14 protein-coding genes, 2 pseudogenes and 1 riboswitch are annotated in these 17,425 nt (G+C 52.6%); of the genes and pseudogenes, 7 read left to right on the top strand and 9 right to left on the bottom strand.

All coding sequences use genetic code 11. The features are described 5' to 3' along the window. Positions 1-150 precede the first annotated feature (150 nt). Positions 151-1,392, top strand: a complete 1,242-nt coding sequence (locus tag ACTJI7_RS09160) for an MFS transporter (protein ID WP_045259753.1) — start codon at positions 151-153, stop codon at positions 1,390-1,392. Positions 1,393-1,409: 17 nt separating this feature from the next. Then, entirely contained in the window at positions 1,410-2,843 is a 1,434-nt protein-coding gene (locus ACTJI7_RS09155) for a glycoside hydrolase family 32 protein (protein WP_248199777.1), read from the top strand. A 48-nt stretch (positions 2,844-2,891) separates the two neighbouring features. On the opposite strand, the gene ACTJI7_RS09150 is transcribed toward ACTJI7_RS09155, so the two are convergent. After that, a complete protein-coding gene (locus ACTJI7_RS09150) occupies positions 2,892-3,362 on the bottom strand; it encodes a hypothetical protein (protein ID WP_333029559.1) in 471 nt (156 codons plus the stop codon). A 159-nt stretch (positions 3,363-3,521) separates the two neighbouring features. Continuing rightward, complete coding sequence (locus ACTJI7_RS09145; protein ID WP_333029561.1) at positions 3,522-4,601, bottom strand: YadA C-terminal domain-containing protein; 1,080 nt, start codon at positions 4,599-4,601, stop codon at positions 3,522-3,524. Positions 4,602-5,241: 640 nt separating this feature from the next. Further along, a riboswitch (TPP riboswitch) is annotated at positions 5,242-5,339 on the top strand. A gap of 35 nt (positions 5,340-5,374) precedes the next feature. Here ACTJI7_RS09145 and thiM point away from each other — a divergent pair. From thiM to ACTJI7_RS09130, 3 genes are read left to right on the top strand one after another with little or no spacing between them, the layout of a single operon-like run. Continuing rightward, the gene (gene thiM, locus ACTJI7_RS09140) at positions 5,375-6,145 is read left to right on the top strand and encodes a hydroxyethylthiazole kinase (RefSeq protein ID WP_440670205.1); all 771 of its coding nucleotides are present in this window, start codon (positions 5,375-5,377) and stop codon (positions 6,143-6,145) included. After that, entirely contained in the window at positions 6,142-6,942 is an 801-nt protein-coding gene (thiD, locus tag ACTJI7_RS09135; RefSeq protein ID WP_045259759.1) for a bifunctional hydroxymethylpyrimidine kinase/phosphomethylpyrimidine kinase, read from the top strand. Before thiM ends, thiD begins: the two co-directional genes overlap by 4 nt. 42 nt (positions 6,943-6,984) lie before the next feature. Then, entirely contained in the window at positions 6,985-7,731 is a 747-nt protein-coding gene (locus tag ACTJI7_RS09130; RefSeq protein ID WP_028013821.1) for a GntR family transcriptional regulator, read from the top strand. On the opposite strand, the gene ACTJI7_RS09125 is transcribed toward ACTJI7_RS09130, so the two are convergent. Genes ACTJI7_RS09125 through ACTJI7_RS09115 form a run of 3 tightly spaced genes read right to left on the bottom strand, consistent with a single transcriptional unit; the run spans position 7,705 to position 10,933 of the window. Then, positions 7,705-8,658, bottom strand: coding sequence for a PfkB family carbohydrate kinase (locus tag ACTJI7_RS09125; protein WP_045259760.1), 954 nt, complete (start codon positions 8,656-8,658; stop codon positions 7,705-7,707). The two genes, ACTJI7_RS09130 and ACTJI7_RS09125, sit on opposite strands and share 27 nt — an antisense overlap. Then, positions 8,655-9,659 carry an ADP-ribosylglycohydrolase family protein gene (locus ACTJI7_RS09120; RefSeq protein ID WP_045259761.1) on the bottom strand — a complete coding sequence of 335 codons (1,005 nt, stop codon included), beginning with the start codon at positions 9,657-9,659 and terminating at the stop codon, positions 8,655-8,657. The genes ACTJI7_RS09125 and ACTJI7_RS09120 overlap by 4 nt, the downstream gene beginning before the upstream one ends. Continuing rightward, positions 9,656-10,933 (bottom strand): nucleoside permease, encoded by a 1,278-nt coding sequence (locus ACTJI7_RS09115; RefSeq protein ID WP_044597925.1) that lies wholly within the window; start codon positions 10,931-10,933, stop codon positions 9,656-9,658. Before ACTJI7_RS09115 ends, ACTJI7_RS09120 begins: the two co-directional genes overlap by 4 nt. Positions 10,934-11,183: 250 nt before the next feature. Here ACTJI7_RS09115 and fbaB point away from each other — a divergent pair, with 250 nt between their 5' ends. Further along, positions 11,184-12,236, top strand: coding sequence for a class I fructose-bisphosphate aldolase (gene fbaB / locus ACTJI7_RS09110; RefSeq protein ID WP_008500869.1), 1,053 nt, complete (start codon positions 11,184-11,186; stop codon positions 12,234-12,236). Between the two features lie 53 nt (positions 12,237-12,289). Here the strand turns inward: fbaB and yegS are convergent, their stop codons facing one another. From yegS to ACTJI7_RS09090, 4 genes and pseudogenes are all read right to left on the bottom strand, one after another. Further along, a complete protein-coding gene (gene yegS / locus ACTJI7_RS09105; RefSeq protein WP_021241471.1) occupies positions 12,290-13,189 on the bottom strand; it encodes a lipid kinase YegS in 900 nt (299 codons plus the stop codon). Positions 13,190-13,406: 217 nt separating this feature from the next. Next, complete coding sequence (locus ACTJI7_RS09100) at positions 13,407-14,021, bottom strand: hypothetical protein (RefSeq protein WP_080461433.1); 615 nt, start codon at positions 14,019-14,021, stop codon at positions 13,407-13,409. Continuing rightward, positions 13,984-15,131: pseudogene (locus tag ACTJI7_RS09095) on the bottom strand (IS3 family transposase). The gene ACTJI7_RS09100 and the pseudogene ACTJI7_RS09095 overlap by 38 nt, the downstream one beginning before the upstream one ends. Before the next feature lie 63 nt (positions 15,132-15,194). Further along, positions 15,195-15,404 (bottom strand): annotated as a pseudogene (locus ACTJI7_RS09090) (phage late control D family protein); the annotation flags it as partial. A gap of 502 nt (positions 15,405-15,906) precedes the next feature. Between ACTJI7_RS09090 and ACTJI7_RS09085 the strand changes: the two are divergent. Further along, entirely contained in the window at positions 15,907-17,388 is a 1,482-nt protein-coding gene (locus tag ACTJI7_RS09085) for an AAA family ATPase (RefSeq protein ID WP_045260431.1), read from the top strand. Positions 17,389-17,425: the final 37 nt, after the last annotated feature.

The raw sequence follows: 17,425 nt of genomic DNA, 5'->3' as shown, positions 1-17,425 counted from the left end.
TTACCTCAGTTATGAATTTATGATCGCGATCTCACTTCTTTAATGTTAACGTTAACTTTCGTGATTAACATCTTAAATCTTAATCAGGCAGCATGAGAAAACATGGATGTTAACGTTACCATTGGGTCATTACTCCAACATGAGAATGCCATGATGAAAACGCATCACTCTCACAGCTATCCCTTACTGAGCGCATTACTGTTTTTCTTTTTTGTCACCTGGTCATCTTCCGGTTCGTTGCTCTCTATCTGGCTCCACCAGGAAGTGGGGTTAAAAGCGGGGGATACGGGCGTTATCTATGCCGTGCTTTCCGTCTCCGCGCTGTTTGCTCAAATCTGCTATGGATTTATTCAGGACAAACTCGGCCTGCGCAAAAACCTGCTCTGGTTTCTGACCAGTCTGCTTATTCTTTCCGGTCCGGCCTTTTTGCTGTTTGGCTATCTGCTGCAAATTAACGTGTTGCTGGGCAGTATTTTCGGCGGGATTTTTATTGGCCTGACGTTTAACGGTGGGATTGGGGTGCTGGAATCCTATACCGAACGCGTAGCCCGTCAGAGCCAGTTTGAGTTTGGCAAGGCGAGAATGTGGGGATCGCTTGGCTGGGCAGCGGCAACCTTTTTTGCGGGACTCCTGTTTAACATCAATCCGAAGCTGAATTTCGCTGTCGCGAGCTGCGCCGGGCTGGTGTTTTTTGTTTTGCTCGCACGCCTGCGGGTCTCTTCCGCACCGCACGCCATGCAGGAAGCGGTGTCCGGTGGCAAGGTGACGCTGGAAGACGCATTGCGCTTGCTGACGCTGCCGCGTTTCTGGGCGCTGGTGTTTTTCGTTATCGGCACCTGCATTTACGGCGTTTACGATCAGCAGTTCCCGGTCTATTTCTCATCACAGTTCCCGACGTTGCAGGAAGGGAACGCCATGTACGGCTATCTCAACTCCTTCCAGGTTTTCCTTGAGGCGGCGGGCATGTTTTGCGCCCCGTGGCTGGTGAACCGCCTCGGCGCGAAAAACGGGCTGATATTCGCGGGAATGGTGATGGCAATGCGTATGGTGGCATCTGGTCTGGTTGAGGGGCCGGTGCTCATCTCCATTACCAAGCTGCTGCACGCGGTAGAACTGCCCGTATTGCTGGTCTCGGTATTTAAATACAACAGCTTACATTTTGATAAGCGGCTCTCTTCCACGCTCTATCTGGTGGGCTTTGCCTGTACAAGCTCGGTGATTGCGTCTGTGCTGTCGCCGCTGGCGGGTTACAGCTATGAGAAATACGGCTTTGCCCAATCCTATCTCATTATGGGGCTGTTAGTTTTCAGCACCACGCTTATCTCCATCTTCCTGTTGCGCTCGGGTAAGTCTTCTTCTGACCCGCTCATGCCGCAACCCTCCACGATCTGACTGAAAAGAGTAAACAAATGATGTATTCCATTGCCAAAGCTGAACAATCATTACAGGCCAAACGCGGCGATCTTAACCTGCGCTGGTATCCGCGTTACCACCTCGCCGCGCGGGCCGGCTGGATGAACGACCCGAATGGTCTGGTGTGGTTTGACGGCTGGTATCACGCGTTTTACCAGCATCATCCGTACTCGACCCAGTGGGGGCCGATGCACTGGGGCCATGCGCGCAGCAAGGATTTAGTTCGCTGGGAACACCTCCCGGTGGCGCTGGCACCGGAAGGGCCAGAAGATAAGGACGGCTGTTTTTCCGGCTCGGCGGTGGTGGATGGCGATACGCTGGCGCTGATTTATACCGGCCACAAATTCCACGGCGATCCGGATGACGAGGCTAACCTTTACCAGGTGCAGTGCCTGGCAACCAGCCGTGATGGCGTCCATTTTACGCGGCAAGGAACGATCGTTGACACGCCGCCTGGGCTGCATCACTTTCGCGATCCGAAAGTGTGGCGGGAAGGGGAGCGCTGGTACATGGTTGTCGGCGCGCGGGATGGCGAGACGGGCCAGGTGCGCGTTTACCGTTCTGACGACCTGCGCGAATGGCAGGATATGGGCGTGCTTGCGGTGGCTGAAAAAGAGATGGGTTATATGTGGGAATGCCCGGACTTTTTCACCCTCAACGGCAAACGCGTGCTGATGTTTTCACCTCAGGGGCTGGCTGCGGAGGGATTCAAAAATCGCAATCTTTTCCAGAGCGGTTACCTGCTGGGGGAGTGGCAGCCTGGCCAACCTTTCGTGCGTGAAGGTGAGTTTGTGCAGATGGATAGCGGGCATGATTTCTATGCGCCACAAAGCTTCCTGACGCCTGACGGCCGCCGCATCGTTATCGGCTGGCTGGACATGTGGGAATCTCCCCTTCCGGAACAGCAGGACGGGTGGGCTGGCATGCTCTCTTTACCGCGCGAACTGACGCTAAGCGTGGATAACCGCCTGCAGATGCGGCCAGCCAGAGAAGTGGAAAGCTTGCGGGGAGCGTGGTTCCCCTGGCCGGTGAGCACGCTCAACAATCAGCAGATCGTTCAGGTGGAAAGCTGCGATGCGATGGAGGTCATTCTGCAGTGGGACTGTTCTAACAGCAGCGCGGAGCAGTACGGCATTCGTCTTGGCGACGGATTCCGTCTCTACGTTGATGCGCAGATGCAGCGCCTGGTGCTGGAGCGTTATTATCCGCAGTATGGCCTGTGCGGTACCCGAAGCGTCGCGCTGAATCTGAACGACACGCTAAGCCTGCGCCTGTTCGTTGACAGCTCGTCAGTGGAAGTGTTTGTCAATGAAGGGGAGGCGTGCCTGAGCAGCCGCATTTATCCTGATGAAGGGGCGCGCGGACTGGCAATGTTTGCCTGGACGGGAACCGCATCGCTTATTGATGCCGGGGCGTGGCAGCTAGAGTAATACGTTAAGGCCTGCGAATTAAAAAGGCGACAGGTGTCGCCTCTGTTTCTATTTAATCTTTGTTGCGTAGCCTTCGAACTTTCCTTCTTTACTCACCGCTAATTTGCCTTTAGCAGGATAGTAAATGAAGGTGTATAGCCCTTGTGAATAAACTTTTGCCTGAGGCTCATTTTCATCCAGCGCGCCCAATACGCCATCGACATCCAGGATCTCGCCTTTAATTGTGATCTTCATTCCTTCCCATTTAAAGGCGTGTACCGCTTTGGCCGCCTGAGCATGTTGTTTCGCGTCTTTTTTATCCCAGATACCCGTACCCGCTGCGGCATCACGCGCGTTCGCCCATGCTGCATTTTGTGCGGCTTCATTATAAGCATTCTGGCGATTTTGCTCAGCCAGGTAGCAGGTATCTTTGCTAATGCCCTGGCGCTCACATTCGGCCATGCGCTGAGCAGTTGAAGTACACGCAGTAAGCAGGATGGCAGCACCAGCTATTAATACCGCTAAAAGTGACTTTATCATTACGATGATACCTTTGGTGAAATATATTCTATAGAAGAAAGTTTAATAGCCGCAAATATAATAAGCCTGATACATAATACCTAACCATGCGCCAACGATAATAAGCATCAGGTACACTATTACAGAGATAACAATGTATTTTGTCATACTGGTTATTTATTAAAAGCCAATCCCTACGCCGACTGAAGCCCCCATATTATTTGCTGTGTCATCAGAGAAGCTCACTTTACCAACCATATGTTCGTTAAAGTTAACCGACGCCCCAACCGCTAACGCGCTTTCACCGTTGTAAGTCGCACCGCCAGCCGAGAACATCACGCGCTGATTTGTTTGCACCTGAGGTAAACCGGCCATCGCCATCGCGCCGCTGATACCTGCGTTTGCTTCTTTCTTGTTATTATCGACTTCCTCACGCAGCGATTTAAATTGCTGGTTAGTGTTGTTATTCAGAGCCTGTAATGTCTGTTTGGTCGCCTGCAGCTCCTGAGCCTCGGCCGTAACCGCCTGACTATTAGTAGCGACTTTAGCCTGTGTTGCCGTGTCTACCTGCGTGCGTGTCACGGTGGTCATCACGCCATTTTTTCCATCTTTGCCGTCTTTACCGTCTTTACCATTCGCTCCGTCACGTCCGTTAGTTCCGGCAACGCCCTGTGCGCCGGTATCGCCTTTCTCACCCTTAGCGCCGTCTTTTCCATCAACCCCGTTAGTTGGTTTCGGTGCATTCTCAAGAGCTAACAGGCGGCCATCTTGTATACCGTTAGTAGCTTCAACAGTTGCAAGGCGGCTATCCTGGACAGCGTTAACAGTTTCAATATTAGTAATTGCAGTTCCGTTAGTCAGCACGCCCTGTAACGCCGCATCACCTTTTTTATTAGCGGTGTCAGCAAGAGCGCCTGCTAATTTAGCTTCATGATCGACACCAGAGACAGAAGTCTGAAGAGAGGAAATATTATTGGCGTTAGTGCTGATATTACCATTACTTGCGTCAATCTCGTTTTGCATCCGCTCACGATCGCCTTGTAAGTTATAGATCTGCACGTCTTGTTTTACATTTTCAGCTTTCATATTATCCAGATTATAAGCGGTATTGTCAGTCCCCTGAACCTGAATAAAAGAACCTGAATTGAATACGTTATCGTTAAGGTTTACGTTTACATCAGCTGCTTGAGTTACGTTCATAGAGCCAGTGAAAATAACACCAAATACAAAAGCAGTAACGGCATTTTTAACAACTTTCATTTGTAAAACACTCATCATTTAAAAAGTAAAAAAGGGCAAGGCTGGCTATCCTGGCTTGTTTATGTAACGTCTGGTTACGCCTGATTAAAATAACTGAGTTACGTTAAATTTTGAATAAATCACTTAATTCGTAACGTGCAGTAACTATCAATTAATGCGAGCTTTTGGATATTGATCTAAATCATAAATGGCATGAATATCCAAAGTGAATTTTTAAGAGGTGAAGGGAAATATCTCAATGTTTACATTAACTTATAAGATGAGGGGCCAAACGCGAGTTTCGCGGTAACCCCTTGATTGAGAGGCTAAATGTTTAGCGGGGTTAAACAGTTTGTGGATTACTTTATATTTCATTCGAAATAAGTTTTAATGATTAATGAAACGTAAAAGAGATTGACTGAAAGCGGAAAAAATTATGTTGTTCGAGCTATTTCTTACACGCTGAAAAAGTGGATGTTTTTTGGACGTAATGGAAATGTTATAGCGAATGGTGTTGATTTAAAGAAGTGGCATATTGTTCTGTAATTATCGCTGCCAGCCCTTTCTTTCGCACCAACCCTGCGTGAAGATGCGATCCTCACAAGGTCGCTTGCGTCAGCCAGCAACTTCCCCTAATCTGGCAAAAGTAAGTCAATTCTTACCAAATGACTCGGGGTGCCCTTCTTCGTTGAAGGCTGAGAAATACCCGTATTACCTGATCTGGATAATGCCAGCGTAGGGAAGTCAGATGCCTTCCCGGTCATCGCTTCTTCACGCAAGGCAGGAGCGAACCCATGCAGCCTGACCTGCTCGATTTACACGTTTTACACCACTTCCGTACCCGTTCTCCGCTGACCCACTGCATGACCAATGACGTCGTACAGACCTTTACGGCCAACGTTTTGCTGGCCCTTGGCGCATCCCCCGCGATGGTGATTGAGGCCGAAGAGGCCGAACAGTTTGCCGCGATAGCCGATGCGCTGTTAATCAACGTCGGCACGCTGACCGCACCGCGCGCCCAGTCGATGCGTCGGGCGATTGAAAGCGCGGTTGCGGCAGGCAAACCCTGGACGCTGGACCCGGTTGCGGTGGGTGCCCTGACGTTCAGAACCCGTTTTTGCCATCAAATTTTGGCCCTGAACCCGACCACCATTCGCGGCAACGCCTCCGAAATCCTGGCTCTGGCCGGAATGAGCGCGGGCGGGCGCGGCGTTGATACCACCGACACCGCCGCCAGCGCGTTGCCTGCCGCTCAGGCGTTGGCCCGCCAGACCCATGCCATTGTGGTGGTCACCGGCGAGGTGGACTACATCACTGACGGAGAGCGGACCCGAACGGTATCGGGCGGAGACCCGTTAATGACGCGCGTAGTGGGCACCGGGTGCGCGCTTTCTGCCGTTGTGGCGGCGAACTGCTCGCTGCCGGGGGACAGGCTGGATAACGTTGCCGCCGCCTGCGGATTGATGAAGCGGGCCGGAACGGTCGCCGCTGCGCAGTCGCGTGGCCCGGGCAGTTTTGCCAGCGCCTTCCTGGATGCGCTCTATACGCTGGAGGAACAGGCATGAAGCGGATTAACGCCCTGACCATTGCCGGTACCGACCCCAGCGGCGGCGCGGGCATCCAGGCCGATCTGAAAACTTTCTCGGCCCTTGGCGCGTATGGCTGCTCGGTGATTACCGCGCTGGTGGCGCAAAACACGCGCGGCGTGCAGTCGGTCTACCGTATCGAGCCGGATTTTGTTGCCGCGCAGCTGGATTCGTTGTTCAGCGACGTGCGGATTGATACCACCAAGATCGGCATGCTGGCCGAAACGGACATTGTGGAGGCGGTGGCCGAGCGGCTTAAACGCTATCAGGTGCAAAACGTGGTGCTGGATACCGTCATGCTGGCAAAAAGCGGCGATCCGCTGCTCTCCGCCTCCGCCGTTGAGACGCTGCGCAAAAAGCTGCTGCCGCAGGTGGCGCTCATCACGCCCAATCTGCCGGAAGCCGCCGCGCTGTTAGGCACGTCGCACGCGCAAACTGAACGCGAAATGAAAGAGCAGGGGTATGCGCTGCTGGCGATGGGCTGCGGGGCGGTGCTGATGAAAGGCGGTCATCTGGATGACGCTGAAAGCCCGGACTGGCTCTTTACCCGCGACGGCGAGCAACGTTTTACGGCTCCGCGCGTACAGACCAAAAACACCCACGGCACGGGGTGCACTCTCTCCGCCGCGCTGGCGGCGCTGCGCCCGCGGCATGACGGCTGGGCTGATACGGTGCGAGAAGCGAAAATCTGGCTCTCGGCGGCGCTGGCAAAAGCCGATACTCTGGAAGTCGGTCACGGTATTGGGCCGGTTCATCATTTTCATGCGTGGTGGTAACCCAGTATACTGGCAGGAAACACCACGCCTGAGAAAACAGAGATGGAACAAGCGCATACCCGGTTAATCGCTCAACTGACTGAACGGATCGCCGCGCCTGACAACACGCCGCTGTACCTGAAATTTGCCGAAACGGTAAAAAACGCGGTGCGCAGCGGCGTGCTGGAGCACGGGAACATTTTGCCCGGCGAGCGCGATCTGAGCCAGTTAACCGGCGTGTCGCGGATCACCGTGCGCAAAGCGATGCAGGCGCTGGAAGCCGAGGGCGTTGTCACGCGTGCCCGGGGTTACGGCACGCAAATTAACAACATCTTTGAATACTCGCTCAAGGAAGCGCGCGGGTTCTCTCAGCAGGTGGTGCTACGCGGTAAAACGCCAAATACGCTGTGGGTCAATAAACGCGTGGTGAAATGCCCGGAAGAGGTGGCGGGCCACCTGTCGCTGGAGCCGAACAGCGACGTCTTTTTGCTGAAGCGTATTCGCTATGTGGATGACGATGCGGTGTCGATTGAAGAGTCCTGGGTGCCGGTTGGGCTCATTCCCGAACCGGATGCGATAGGGATTTCGCTGTACGACTACTTCCGCAGTCAGAATATCTTCCCGCAGCGCACCCGTTCACGGGTCAGCGCCCGCATGCCGGACAGCGAGTTTCAGGCGCACATTAAGATGGACGAAAAAATACCGGTGCTGGTGATCAAGCAGGTTGCGCTTGACCAGCAGCACCGGCCGATTGAGTACAGCATCAGCTACTGTCGCAGCGACCTATACGTCTTTGTGTGCGAGGAGTAATTCCTCACGAGTGGGCGCGCAGTCGCCGCCGCGATGGCTCACCACCCAGGACGCCACGGCATTCCCCAGCAGAACGGCGTCTGCCAGCGACCATCCCGCCGCCAGCCCGGCAAGCGTGCCGCCCGCGTGGCTGTCGCCAGCGCCAATGGTGTCCACTACCGTGGCGGGAAACGCCGGAACAACGCCCGATGCGTCGCCATCATACCAGGCAGCCCCGTCTTTATCATGCCGCACAATCAGCGCGGCGCCGAAGCGCAGCTGCCACTCCTCGCCCAGGTTTTCAGCCTCAACGCCCAGCCTTTCAGCAGCGAGCTCCGCTTCCTGACGATTAAGCGACACGATCGGCCTGCAGGCCATAATCCGCGCCATCAGCGCGTCGGGGATATCCGCGATGCGTGGGCCGAAATCGATAAGCGCCGTCACATCCTCCAGCCCTTCAAGCCAGCCCGTCAGCAGCTCGCCGCACGGCGAGGCCAACTGGTAGCCGGAGAGATAAACCAGGCTATTTTGCGGGACGTTTAGCTCGTCAAGCCAGCGCTGCTGCCACTGGTTCTCGACGCCGCTAAAGGACATAAAGGTGCGCTCGCCGTCAGGCTCCACCAGCGCCAGACACCAGCCGTTGTCGCCGGTTTCAGCCTCCACGGCGCTGTGCAGATCCTGCTTCGCCATTGCGTTACGGATAATATCCGCCCACACGCCGTGGCCGACGGGAAGGGCGTTTTGCGCCGCAATGCCGAGCCGTTTCAGGGCGATGGCGATATTCAGCGCGCAGCCGCCGATATTCACCCCCTGCTGTTTAAGCTCGATATCACACCCGCGCCAGGGCAGGGCGTAGGCGTCGGCGATGACGTCAATCACCGCCGCGCCCAGCACCGTCACCGGGCGCGTGGCGTGCAGGGTGTTGAGACGTTGGGCAAAAGAATTCATACGCCCTCCCTTTGCTCCCTGAAGTGCAGCAGTTTTTCACAGTAGTGCCCGAAATCGAGCTGATTAACGGCGTCGAGTTCGGCTTTGAGCGCCGGGTCAATGGCCTGCACGCCGTGGAGCGCGCCGCAGATGGCCGTCGCCATCGCGCCAATGGTGTCGGTATCGCCACCCAGATTGGCGCATAAAATGGCGCAGCGGTTCGGGTCGGTTCTCGCCAGCTCCACCATCGCGATGGCTGCCGGAACGGACTCAATGGTGCTGGTACCTGCGCCAGTGAGCTGATAAATCTGCTCGCTGGCGGAGTCGACGCCGTTGGCGTCCCGCACGGTCTTAAGCGCCAACTCAATGCGCGCCGCGAGCGACGCGCTGAAGGTGGTGGTTTTCGCCTCCTGCGCATAGCGGGCGATCCCCGGCAGGGCATCGACGATGTTCTGCCAGCGTTCCCCGTCGATGGCGCGGGAAACCGCCCAGGCAATCACCACCGCGCCGGCAATGGCGAGATCCGATTTATGCGTCGGGCTGGAGGCCTGCGCAACCTGGTCCACAAAGTGCTCCAGCCGCGTCGCCGGGAGCAGGCAGCCCAGCGGGGAGGCGCGCATCGCCGCCCCGTTAGTCACGCCGTTGTTGTCCAGCTCGCTGACCGGCTTCCCGTCACGAATCGCGTTAAGCGCGATTTTCGAGGTCGGGCCGAGCACGTTCTTGTTAAACGCGTCGAAGTCGAGCGCCCAGTTCAGGATGTGCTTGCCGATAACGTCCGCGTTAATCTCCCCGTCGCACTCGATGATCGCATCGGCCAGGCACAGCGCCATTGAGGTATCGTCGGTGAACTCTGCCTGCCCGAAATAGCAGGCCGCATTATTTTCTGCCGGGCCGGGTAAAAAGCGGTCGATCCAGCCAAAGTGCGCCTTGACGCGCTTTCTCGGCCACAGTTCCGACGGCATGCCCATCGCATCCCCTAACGCCTGCCCGTAAAGGGCACCGAGAATACGTTCTTGTTTCATTTAACTTCCCCTTGTGTCAGCGCGGCATCGCCATCAACCACCGCAATTGCAGCGATCTCTTTGTCCGATTCGCGGAAAAACAGCATAAACAGCACGGCAATCACGGCAATCATGATTGCGCCAAATGTCCACATTCCGGCCCAGTTGAAGGTCAGCCCATTCACCGGCTCTTTGTAGGCGAACATTTTTTCCATCATCACGCCGCCCAGGCGGTAACCCAGCAGGCTACCAAAGCCCTGACAGCAGAGCGTAATCAGGCCCTGCGCGGCGGTGCGCATATGCACCGGCGCTTTTTTATCCACGTAGATATACGCGGTGACGTAGTAGAAGTCGTAGCTCACGCCGTGCAGCAGAATGCCGAGGAACAGCAGGGCGTAGGTGAAGTACTGTTCCGCACCGCCGTAAACGAAGAACCCGTAGCGGATGGCGGCGGTAATCAGACCCAGCAGCAAGACCTTCTTAATACCAAAGCGTTTGGTAAAGAACGGCAGCGCCAGCATAAAGAAGATTTCAGAGAACTGGCCGAGCGTCATCCAGCCGGTGGCGTTTTTCATCCCCACTTCAGTGAGATAGCCGTTGGCGAAAATGTAGTAGAAGGCCAGCGGCATGGCGAACAGGAACGAGCAGAAGAAGAACACGAGGAAGTTTCTGTCGCGCAGCAGGATCAGCGCGTCCAGCCCCAGCATCACTTTGAAGTCCAGCTTGCCGGTACTTTTTGGCGGTGTGTTCGGCAGGAAGAGGGCAAACACGCCGAGCAGGGCGGAGCTGGCGGCGGTCATCAGCAGGGGAATATTGGTATCGGAGATATCGCTATAGCCCAGCATCTGCGGCAGGAAGCCGCACGCCAGCCCGGAGGCGATCCAGCCGAGGGTGCCCATCACGCGGATACGTGGGAAGTCGGCCTCGACGTCGTCCACGTTCGCGAAGGCAATGCTGTTGGTCAGCGCGATGGTGGGCATGTAGGTCAGGGAGTAAACCAGCAGCAGCGGGAAGAAGGTGCTGAACTGGGTTTGCTGTGCCGCGAAGTACATCAGAATCGCGCCGGCAAACATCAGCACCGCCAGCACTTTCTGTGCGGCGAAGAAGCGGTCCGTCAGCGATCCGACCAGAATTGGGGAGAGGATAGCGGCAATGGCGGTACAGGCATAAGACCAGCCAATTTCCCCGGCGGTAAAACCGCTTTTGCTCAGCCACAGCCACAGCGGCACAAACCACGCGCCCCAGATAAACCATTCAACAAACATCATGAATGACAGTTGGACTTTCGTTTTCATTTTTTAATCCTGCATGTCAGAGAGGGTACGCCTTTAACATACCAATTAATAATACCTTTTAAATACCTTTGTGGCGATTGTTTGATCAATGTAACAGTTTTGTTGTACACGAATCGAGCCAGCAGATTGTGCTGAAAAAAATTGCAAAGGGTGGAAAATCTGTTAAGTCGGTACCAGGCTTAGTCTGCCCATAAAAGATGGGACTGGATAAACGCACACCGACATGACGTCGAATTTACGGGAGTATCACATGACTGATATTGCGCAGTTGCTTGGCAAAGACGCCGACAGCCTTTTACAGCATCGTTGTATGACCATTCCAGCCGACCAGCTTTACCTGCCTGGTCATGACTACGTTGACCGCGTGATGGTCGATAACAACCGTCCGCCTGCCGTGCTAAGAAATATGCAGACGCTCTATAACACCGGGCGGCTCGGCGGCACCGGATATCTCTCTATTCTGCCGGTAGACCAGGGCGTTGAGCACTCGGCGGGCGCCTCCTTCGCGGCGAATCCGCTCTATTTCGATCCCAAGAACATTGTTGAGCTGGCGATTGAAGCGGGCTGTAACTGCGTGGCGTCCACCTACGGCGTGCTGGCCTCCGTCTCGCGTCGCTATGCCCACCGCATTCCGTTCCTCGTGAAGCTGAACCACAATGAAACCCTGAGCTACCCCACCGAATATGACCAGACGCTCTATGCCAGCGTCGAGCAGGCGTTCAATATGGGGGCGGTTGCCGTTGGGGCGACCATCTATTTCGGCTCAGAACAGTCTCGTCGTCAGATTGAAGAGATCTCTGCGGCGTTTGAGCGCGCGCACGAGCTGGGTATGGTGACCGTGCTGTGGGCGTACCTGCGCAACTCGGCGTTCAAAAAAGACGGCGTGGATTATCACGTGTCGGCCGATCTGACCGGGCAGGCGAACCACCTGGCGGCGACCATCGGCGCGGATATCGTGAAGCAGAAAATGGCCGAGAATAACGGCGGCTATAAGGCGGTGAACTTCGGTTATACCGATGACCGTGTCTACAGCAAACTGACCAGCGATAACCCGATCGACCTGGTGCGCTACCAGCTGGCGAACTGCTACATGGGCCGCGCAGGGCTGATTAACTCCGGTGGCGCGGCGGGCGGCGATACTGACCTGTCAGACGCGGTACGTACGGCGGTTATCAACAAACGCGCGGGCGGCATGGGGCTGATCCTTGGCCGTAAGGCGTTTAAGAAATCGATGGCTGACGGCGTGAAGCTGATCAATGCAGTACAGGACGTTTATCTGGACAGCAAAGTCACGATTGCCTGACCTGAGGGCGAAGCGTAGGCCGGGTAAGGCGTAGCCGCCACCCGGCAATACCATCAGCGCAAAAGCACACAGTCTGGCGGCAACCGACACTGCAGCGCGCCGGGCAACACCTCAATGCGGAACTGCGTCCCGCTGAGCGGTTCCCCGTCGAGGTTAAAGGTCATCCCGTGCGGGGCATTTACCTCAAACCATGCGGATTTCCCGTCAATGATATTCGGACTCTCTTCCGGCTGCGTCAGCGTGGTAAACAGCGCGGGCAGCAGGCCGTCGCCCGTGAAAATCCGCAGCTGTAGCTGACCGTCATTAATCAGCGCCTCCGGGCACAGCTGCTGCCCGCCGCCGGCCTGACGACCATTACCGATGCCAATCACCAGCGCGTCGCCCTGCCACTGGAAATCTTCGCCGCGAATTTCGCAGCGGTCAGGCTTGAGGGTATCCATGCGCATCAGACCGTGGATCAGATACGACACGCCGCCCAGCGCCGCCTTGAGTTTTTCCGGCGTTTCGCTGGTGATGCGCGTGCCGAACCCGCCGGTGGCCATATTGATAAAGCAGGTTTTGTCATTCACCTGCGCAATATCTACCGCGGTCGCTTTACCGAGGATCGCCAGCTGAAGCGCTTTCTCTAACGCCTCGGGGATCCCGGCGCTGGTGGCAAAATCATTGGCGGTGCCGAGCGGTAAAATGCCCATCACCGGGCGGTCTGCCGGGGGCAGGTCGATCAGCGCTGACGCGATCTCATTGATGGTGCCATCGCCGCCGCCGGAAATGATGGTCTCAACGCCAAGCCCGAGGGCTTCATTGATATAGCGTGCCGCGTCGCCTTTTTCCCATGTTACTCTTACGTGGATGCGCGCGCCGTCGTCACGCAAACCCTGAATGGCCTGACGCAGCAGATCGTTGCCTGCACTTTTGCCGTTGAGAATCAATAAACTGTCTGGATAGGTTGCCATCCGCGCTGCTCCCTTTTTTAGCGTTAGTAAGAGTGTATAGCAGAGAGGAAAAAAGCGGGTAAGAACAGGATGAAAGGGAAAAATAATCCCGCGTAAAAAGGGGCTCCTTTACAACGAAAGATGTGCCCCGTGTTGTTGACTCTTTAAACGGCTTTCGCTCAAAGGATTCTTACCGTCAGCGTTTGAGTCCTGCCGTTTGCTTTGCCTCTATTTTCAACTATTTACGCCACACCCGATTATGTAGTGTTAGCGCAATTGAACGGTAAAAGACCGATGTATTCATCCACACGATATTCAGGCAGAAAAATCCCAACCCTAATAATGAGGTTATTTGTGGTGTGTAATTTTCAACAGAGCCGAATAAAAGCGAAATCCACGTCCAGATAAAGTAAACGATGCTCATCAAGCCAGTCAGTGTAATAACGGAAATATGCAGTTTATATCCCGTAAAGGACCCTCGGGCAGTTAAAAACATTGTGCTCATCACAACCATGCAATACACCACTGCTGCAAGGAATACTCCCATCATTACCTTAAACTCAGGTAAGCCGAGCAGGCGAAATAGCAACATCCAGACAGAAACTTGTAGCATAGCGTAGCAAAAAATAGTGAGTAAGGTACTTATTGCTAAGGGAATACCTGTCATATGTACACCCACAGGAACACCGAACTGACCTTTTAAGCGATCTTTCAATGATTCAAGCCGTTGGCAATCGTCAGTCGCCATTTCACCTGTTATCACAGCACTTAATGCAAGGCTCTTTTTGATGTAATTTTGAATCGCCACGGATAATCTAGACACTTCCGAGCCGTTGATAATACTGGTTTTCATATTCTGTCGGTGACATCTGATTGCTCGAACCATGCCGATGCTTACTGTTATAAAACATTTCGATGTAATCAAAAATATCGCTGCGGGCTTCTTCCCGCGTTCCGTAGATCTTTTTCTTTATCCGTTCGCGTTTCAGCAACTGGAAAAAGCTTTCTGCAACCGCATTATCGTGGCAGTTACCGCGACGGCTCATGCTGCCCTCCAGGCCGTGTGATTTCAGGAACGACTGCCACTCATGGCTTGTGTACTGACTGCCCTGGTCCGAGTGAACCAGCACCTGTTTTTGGAGATTACGCCGTCATACAGCCATCAGCAGTGCATTCAGGACAATGTCCTTTGTCATCCGGGATTGCATTGACCAGCCGATAATTTTGCGTGAGAACAGATCAACAACCACAGCAAGATACAGCCAGCCTTCGTGGGTCCTGATATAGGTTATGTCGGTTACCCAACGCTCATTCGGAGCATCCGGATTGAACTGCCGCTGGAGCCTGTTGGGCGACACGATACTGGCCTCGCCTTTACGTGCCCGCGGGCTCCGGTATCCGACCTGAGCCTTTATCCCGACACGTTTCATCAGTCGCCAGACTCTGTTGACTCCGCACTGTTGCCCGCTGTCCCGCAGATCCAGATGGATCTTGCGATAACCATAGACGCATCCCGATTCCAGCCAGAACTGTTTAATCTGTCCTGTCAGTCTCAGGTCTGCCTGATGGCGTTGTGAATGCTGCTGCTGAAGCCAGGCGTAAAAGCCACTGGGATGAGCATCCAGCACCCGACAGAGCAGGCGAACAGGCCAGCAACGGGCGTTGTCACGGATAAAGGCGTACCTCAGTCGGACTGTTTTGCGAACTACGCCGCGGCTTTTTTTAATATGTCCCGTTCGTCAGTAACCCGCTTCAGCTCTTTCTGGAGCCGGCGGATCTCGGCCTGAGCATCTGACTGTTCTTTATTAGTGGAAGAATCCGGACCGTACTTTTTTATCCATGCATAAAGGCTGTGGGTGGTGATATCCAGACGTGTTGCAACGCTGGAAATAGAATGGCCACGATCAACAACCTGTTTGACTGCTTCGATTTTAAACTCTTCCGGATAACGCTTACCGCTCATGGGCACCTCTCTTTAAGTCATCTTAAATGACTCCAAGGTGTCTGTTAAACCCGTGGCGATTCAGACTGGTTTTGCTTTTGGATGCTGAAGCGCCCGAAGGTGCTGCTCTTTGGGCTTACGTTTCAGCTTCACCTTTTGCGTCTGTTTTTGAGGCTTAGGGTCTTTGGTATGCAACCATTTTGCGGTGACGCCGGTATAGGCTCCCCGGTCAGCAATCGCGAACTGGTGCCGGTCACCATCACTGCGCTGAATACTGAGTTGCGGGATCGCCTTACAGCGCCCCGCATCGAGGTCGGTCTCGATGATGACGCCAGTGCGGATCAGATTGCGCAGCAAGCGCAGAATGTCCTAGAGGGTGGATTGAGTTTTCATGCGGGAAAGGATGCCGCTAGGCAAATGAGGTGGCAACTTCACTGCGTTCTGGAGTTGATAGGTCAACTATCAATACCACTAATATTTTCTGAAAATTTCACCTTTAATGGATCAGGTGCTTACGCCGTAAATTGACTCGGCGAATCGTATCTCAGAAAAATCATTCATCCACAATCAAGTCTACGCTCAACAATGGCTATAGTTCTTGATGTCACCTACACAATGGCAGTGGTTTTGTTCGATCCAGAAAACGCGTCACAAAACTCCACCCACATTGATGACAAATGTTCTGTAAATATGCGAGTATAGACCCAGCCTAAACTTATCAGCACGCTTAATATAGAATATTAGTTATTAGAGTTAACCTTCACAACCTCAACAAATAAAAAACAAGGAGTCTAAATTGATACGCAGCCTTTCTGTTGATAATAAAAAATTAGAGCTAAGAGATGAATTGGATGACAGCTCAAATATTTTTGATGTTGACTCAATTTCTTTATTAATAGGGGAGAATGGTACAGGGAAAACATACTTCCTTAATCAAGTCATAAATGAATTTAAGTCATCCCATATAGGTGCATTTACTGGGGGGTGTGAAATAGACCTCTTTAATACACCAAGCTCCGATGTCAAAAATGAAACCAGATACTGGGGTGTTGTATATTTCTCTCCAATTCCTTTCAGAGAAAGACATGCATCCTCAAAAAACTTTATCGATGCATCACCTGTATTTGGACGAGGCATAAAACTTAGCAACATAAATGAATCCCGAGAAGTAATTGAGTACTTCAAAATCAATCCCACGTCTCAAATACAATACAGGATTAACGCAAGAACACTCATAAAATCAATCCTTGATGAGGTGTTTAAACTTAGCGAGCGTCGCATCAAGCACATAATGCAGAACCTTTCATTTGTTAATGAAATCATTAAATTAGATAAAAGCATTCGCGAACAAATTGGCGAGAATGATGATTCCGGCGAAATTACCCAAATCACAAATGAAAGAAAGCATATTTTCGACATGTTAGTTGACGAACTGAATTCATACTTAACGTCAAATAGAGATAGCATTGAAATAATATCTGCACTTATTACAATTAATGGCCTTAAGAAGAAAAATAGAATCAGCAACTCAACAGCTGTAAACATTCTCAACTACCTAATTAATGGACATGATACCCTTAAGCGGCATGAAGAAAAGTCACTTACGGGTTTCAATAAAGAACGCGTGAAAGTTGAATCATTTCTAAAATATATTAGCCCAGGCTTCTCCTTCGTTGAATATATGGCATTTCCTGTAGATGCTTATGAAGGAGAAAAATTGCTAAGTGATTTTGACGTTGAGGATTACTTTGACTTCAAACTAGTTGAAATGAGCTCCGGTCAGCTAGCTATAATACATCAAATGGGAATGATTTCCAAAGCAATTAAACAACTCAGAGAAAAAGGGATCGGCAAGATATTATTAATGATTGATGAAGGCGATGCTTATTTACATTTGGAGTGGCAAAGAAATTACATATTTAAACTCAACGATTTTTTAAGTGAAGTCAAATCAATAAATAACATTTCAATTCTACAAGTCATTCTGGCCACTCACTCTCCTTTGTTGGCGACAGACATACCAAGAAAATTCATATGTCCAATGGATAAACCAGAAGCCACTTCAGGATTTGCCTCACCAATTCATTTATTACTTAACGAATCTTTTGGAACTAAGACCATTGGTGAATTCGCTTCCAAAAAAATAAATATAACCGTGAAAAATATCAAGAAAAACAAAATTACAAAAAAGGATCACTTCGTTATAAAATCGATAGACAACGAAATCCTTGGGAGAGAAATCATGAAACTAATTCCTTTACACGGTGATGTGAAATGATAATTTCAATTAAAAAAAATTGGGCGTCGATTGAGTC

The organism is Enterobacter sp. 22499 (assembly GCF_052044815.1).
Taxonomy (GTDB): Bacteria; Pseudomonadota; Gammaproteobacteria; order Enterobacterales; family Enterobacteriaceae; genus Enterobacter; species Enterobacter bugandensis.
The sequence above is the reverse complement of the archived record's forward strand: the minus strand, read 5'-3'. Positions and strand labels throughout refer to the sequence as shown.

Bases quoted from the DNA above. Each gene is read 5' to 3' on its own strand.
- ACTJI7_RS09160 (WP_045259753.1), top strand. From the start codon at position 151: ATGATGAAAACGCATCACTCTCACAGCTATCCCTTACTGAGCGCATTA.
- ACTJI7_RS09155 (WP_248199777.1), top strand. From the start codon at position 1,410: ATGATGTATTCCATTGCCAAAGCTGAACAATCATTACAGGCCAAACGC.
- ACTJI7_RS09150 (WP_333029559.1), bottom strand. From the start codon at position 3,362: ATGATAAAGTCACTTTTAGCGGTATTAATAGCTGGTGCTGCCATCCTG.
- ACTJI7_RS09145 (WP_333029561.1), bottom strand. From the start codon at position 4,601: ATGAAAGTTGTTAAAAATGCCGTTACTGCTTTTGTATTTGGTGTTATT.
- thiM (WP_440670205.1), top strand. From the start codon at position 5,375: ATGCAGCCTGACCTGCTCGATTTACACGTTTTACACCACTTCCGTACC.
- thiD (WP_045259759.1), top strand. From the start codon at position 6,142: ATGAAGCGGATTAACGCCCTGACCATTGCCGGTACCGACCCCAGCGGC.
- ACTJI7_RS09130 (WP_028013821.1), top strand. From the start codon at position 6,985: ATGGAACAAGCGCATACCCGGTTAATCGCTCAACTGACTGAACGGATC.
- ACTJI7_RS09125 (WP_045259760.1), bottom strand. From the start codon at position 8,658: ATGAATTCTTTTGCCCAACGTCTCAACACCCTGCACGCCACGCGCCCG.
- ACTJI7_RS09120 (WP_045259761.1), bottom strand. From the start codon at position 9,659: ATGAAACAAGAACGTATTCTCGGTGCCCTTTACGGGCAGGCGTTAGGG.
- ACTJI7_RS09115 (WP_044597925.1), bottom strand. From the start codon at position 10,933: ATGAAAACGAAAGTCCAACTGTCATTCATGATGTTTGTTGAATGGTTT.
- fbaB (WP_008500869.1), top strand. From the start codon at position 11,184: ATGACTGATATTGCGCAGTTGCTTGGCAAAGACGCCGACAGCCTTTTA.
- yegS (WP_021241471.1), bottom strand. From the start codon at position 13,189: ATGGCAACCTATCCAGACAGTTTATTGATTCTCAACGGCAAAAGTGCA.
- ACTJI7_RS09100 (WP_080461433.1), bottom strand. From the start codon at position 14,021: ATGAAAACCAGTATTATCAACGGCTCGGAAGTGTCTAGATTATCCGTG.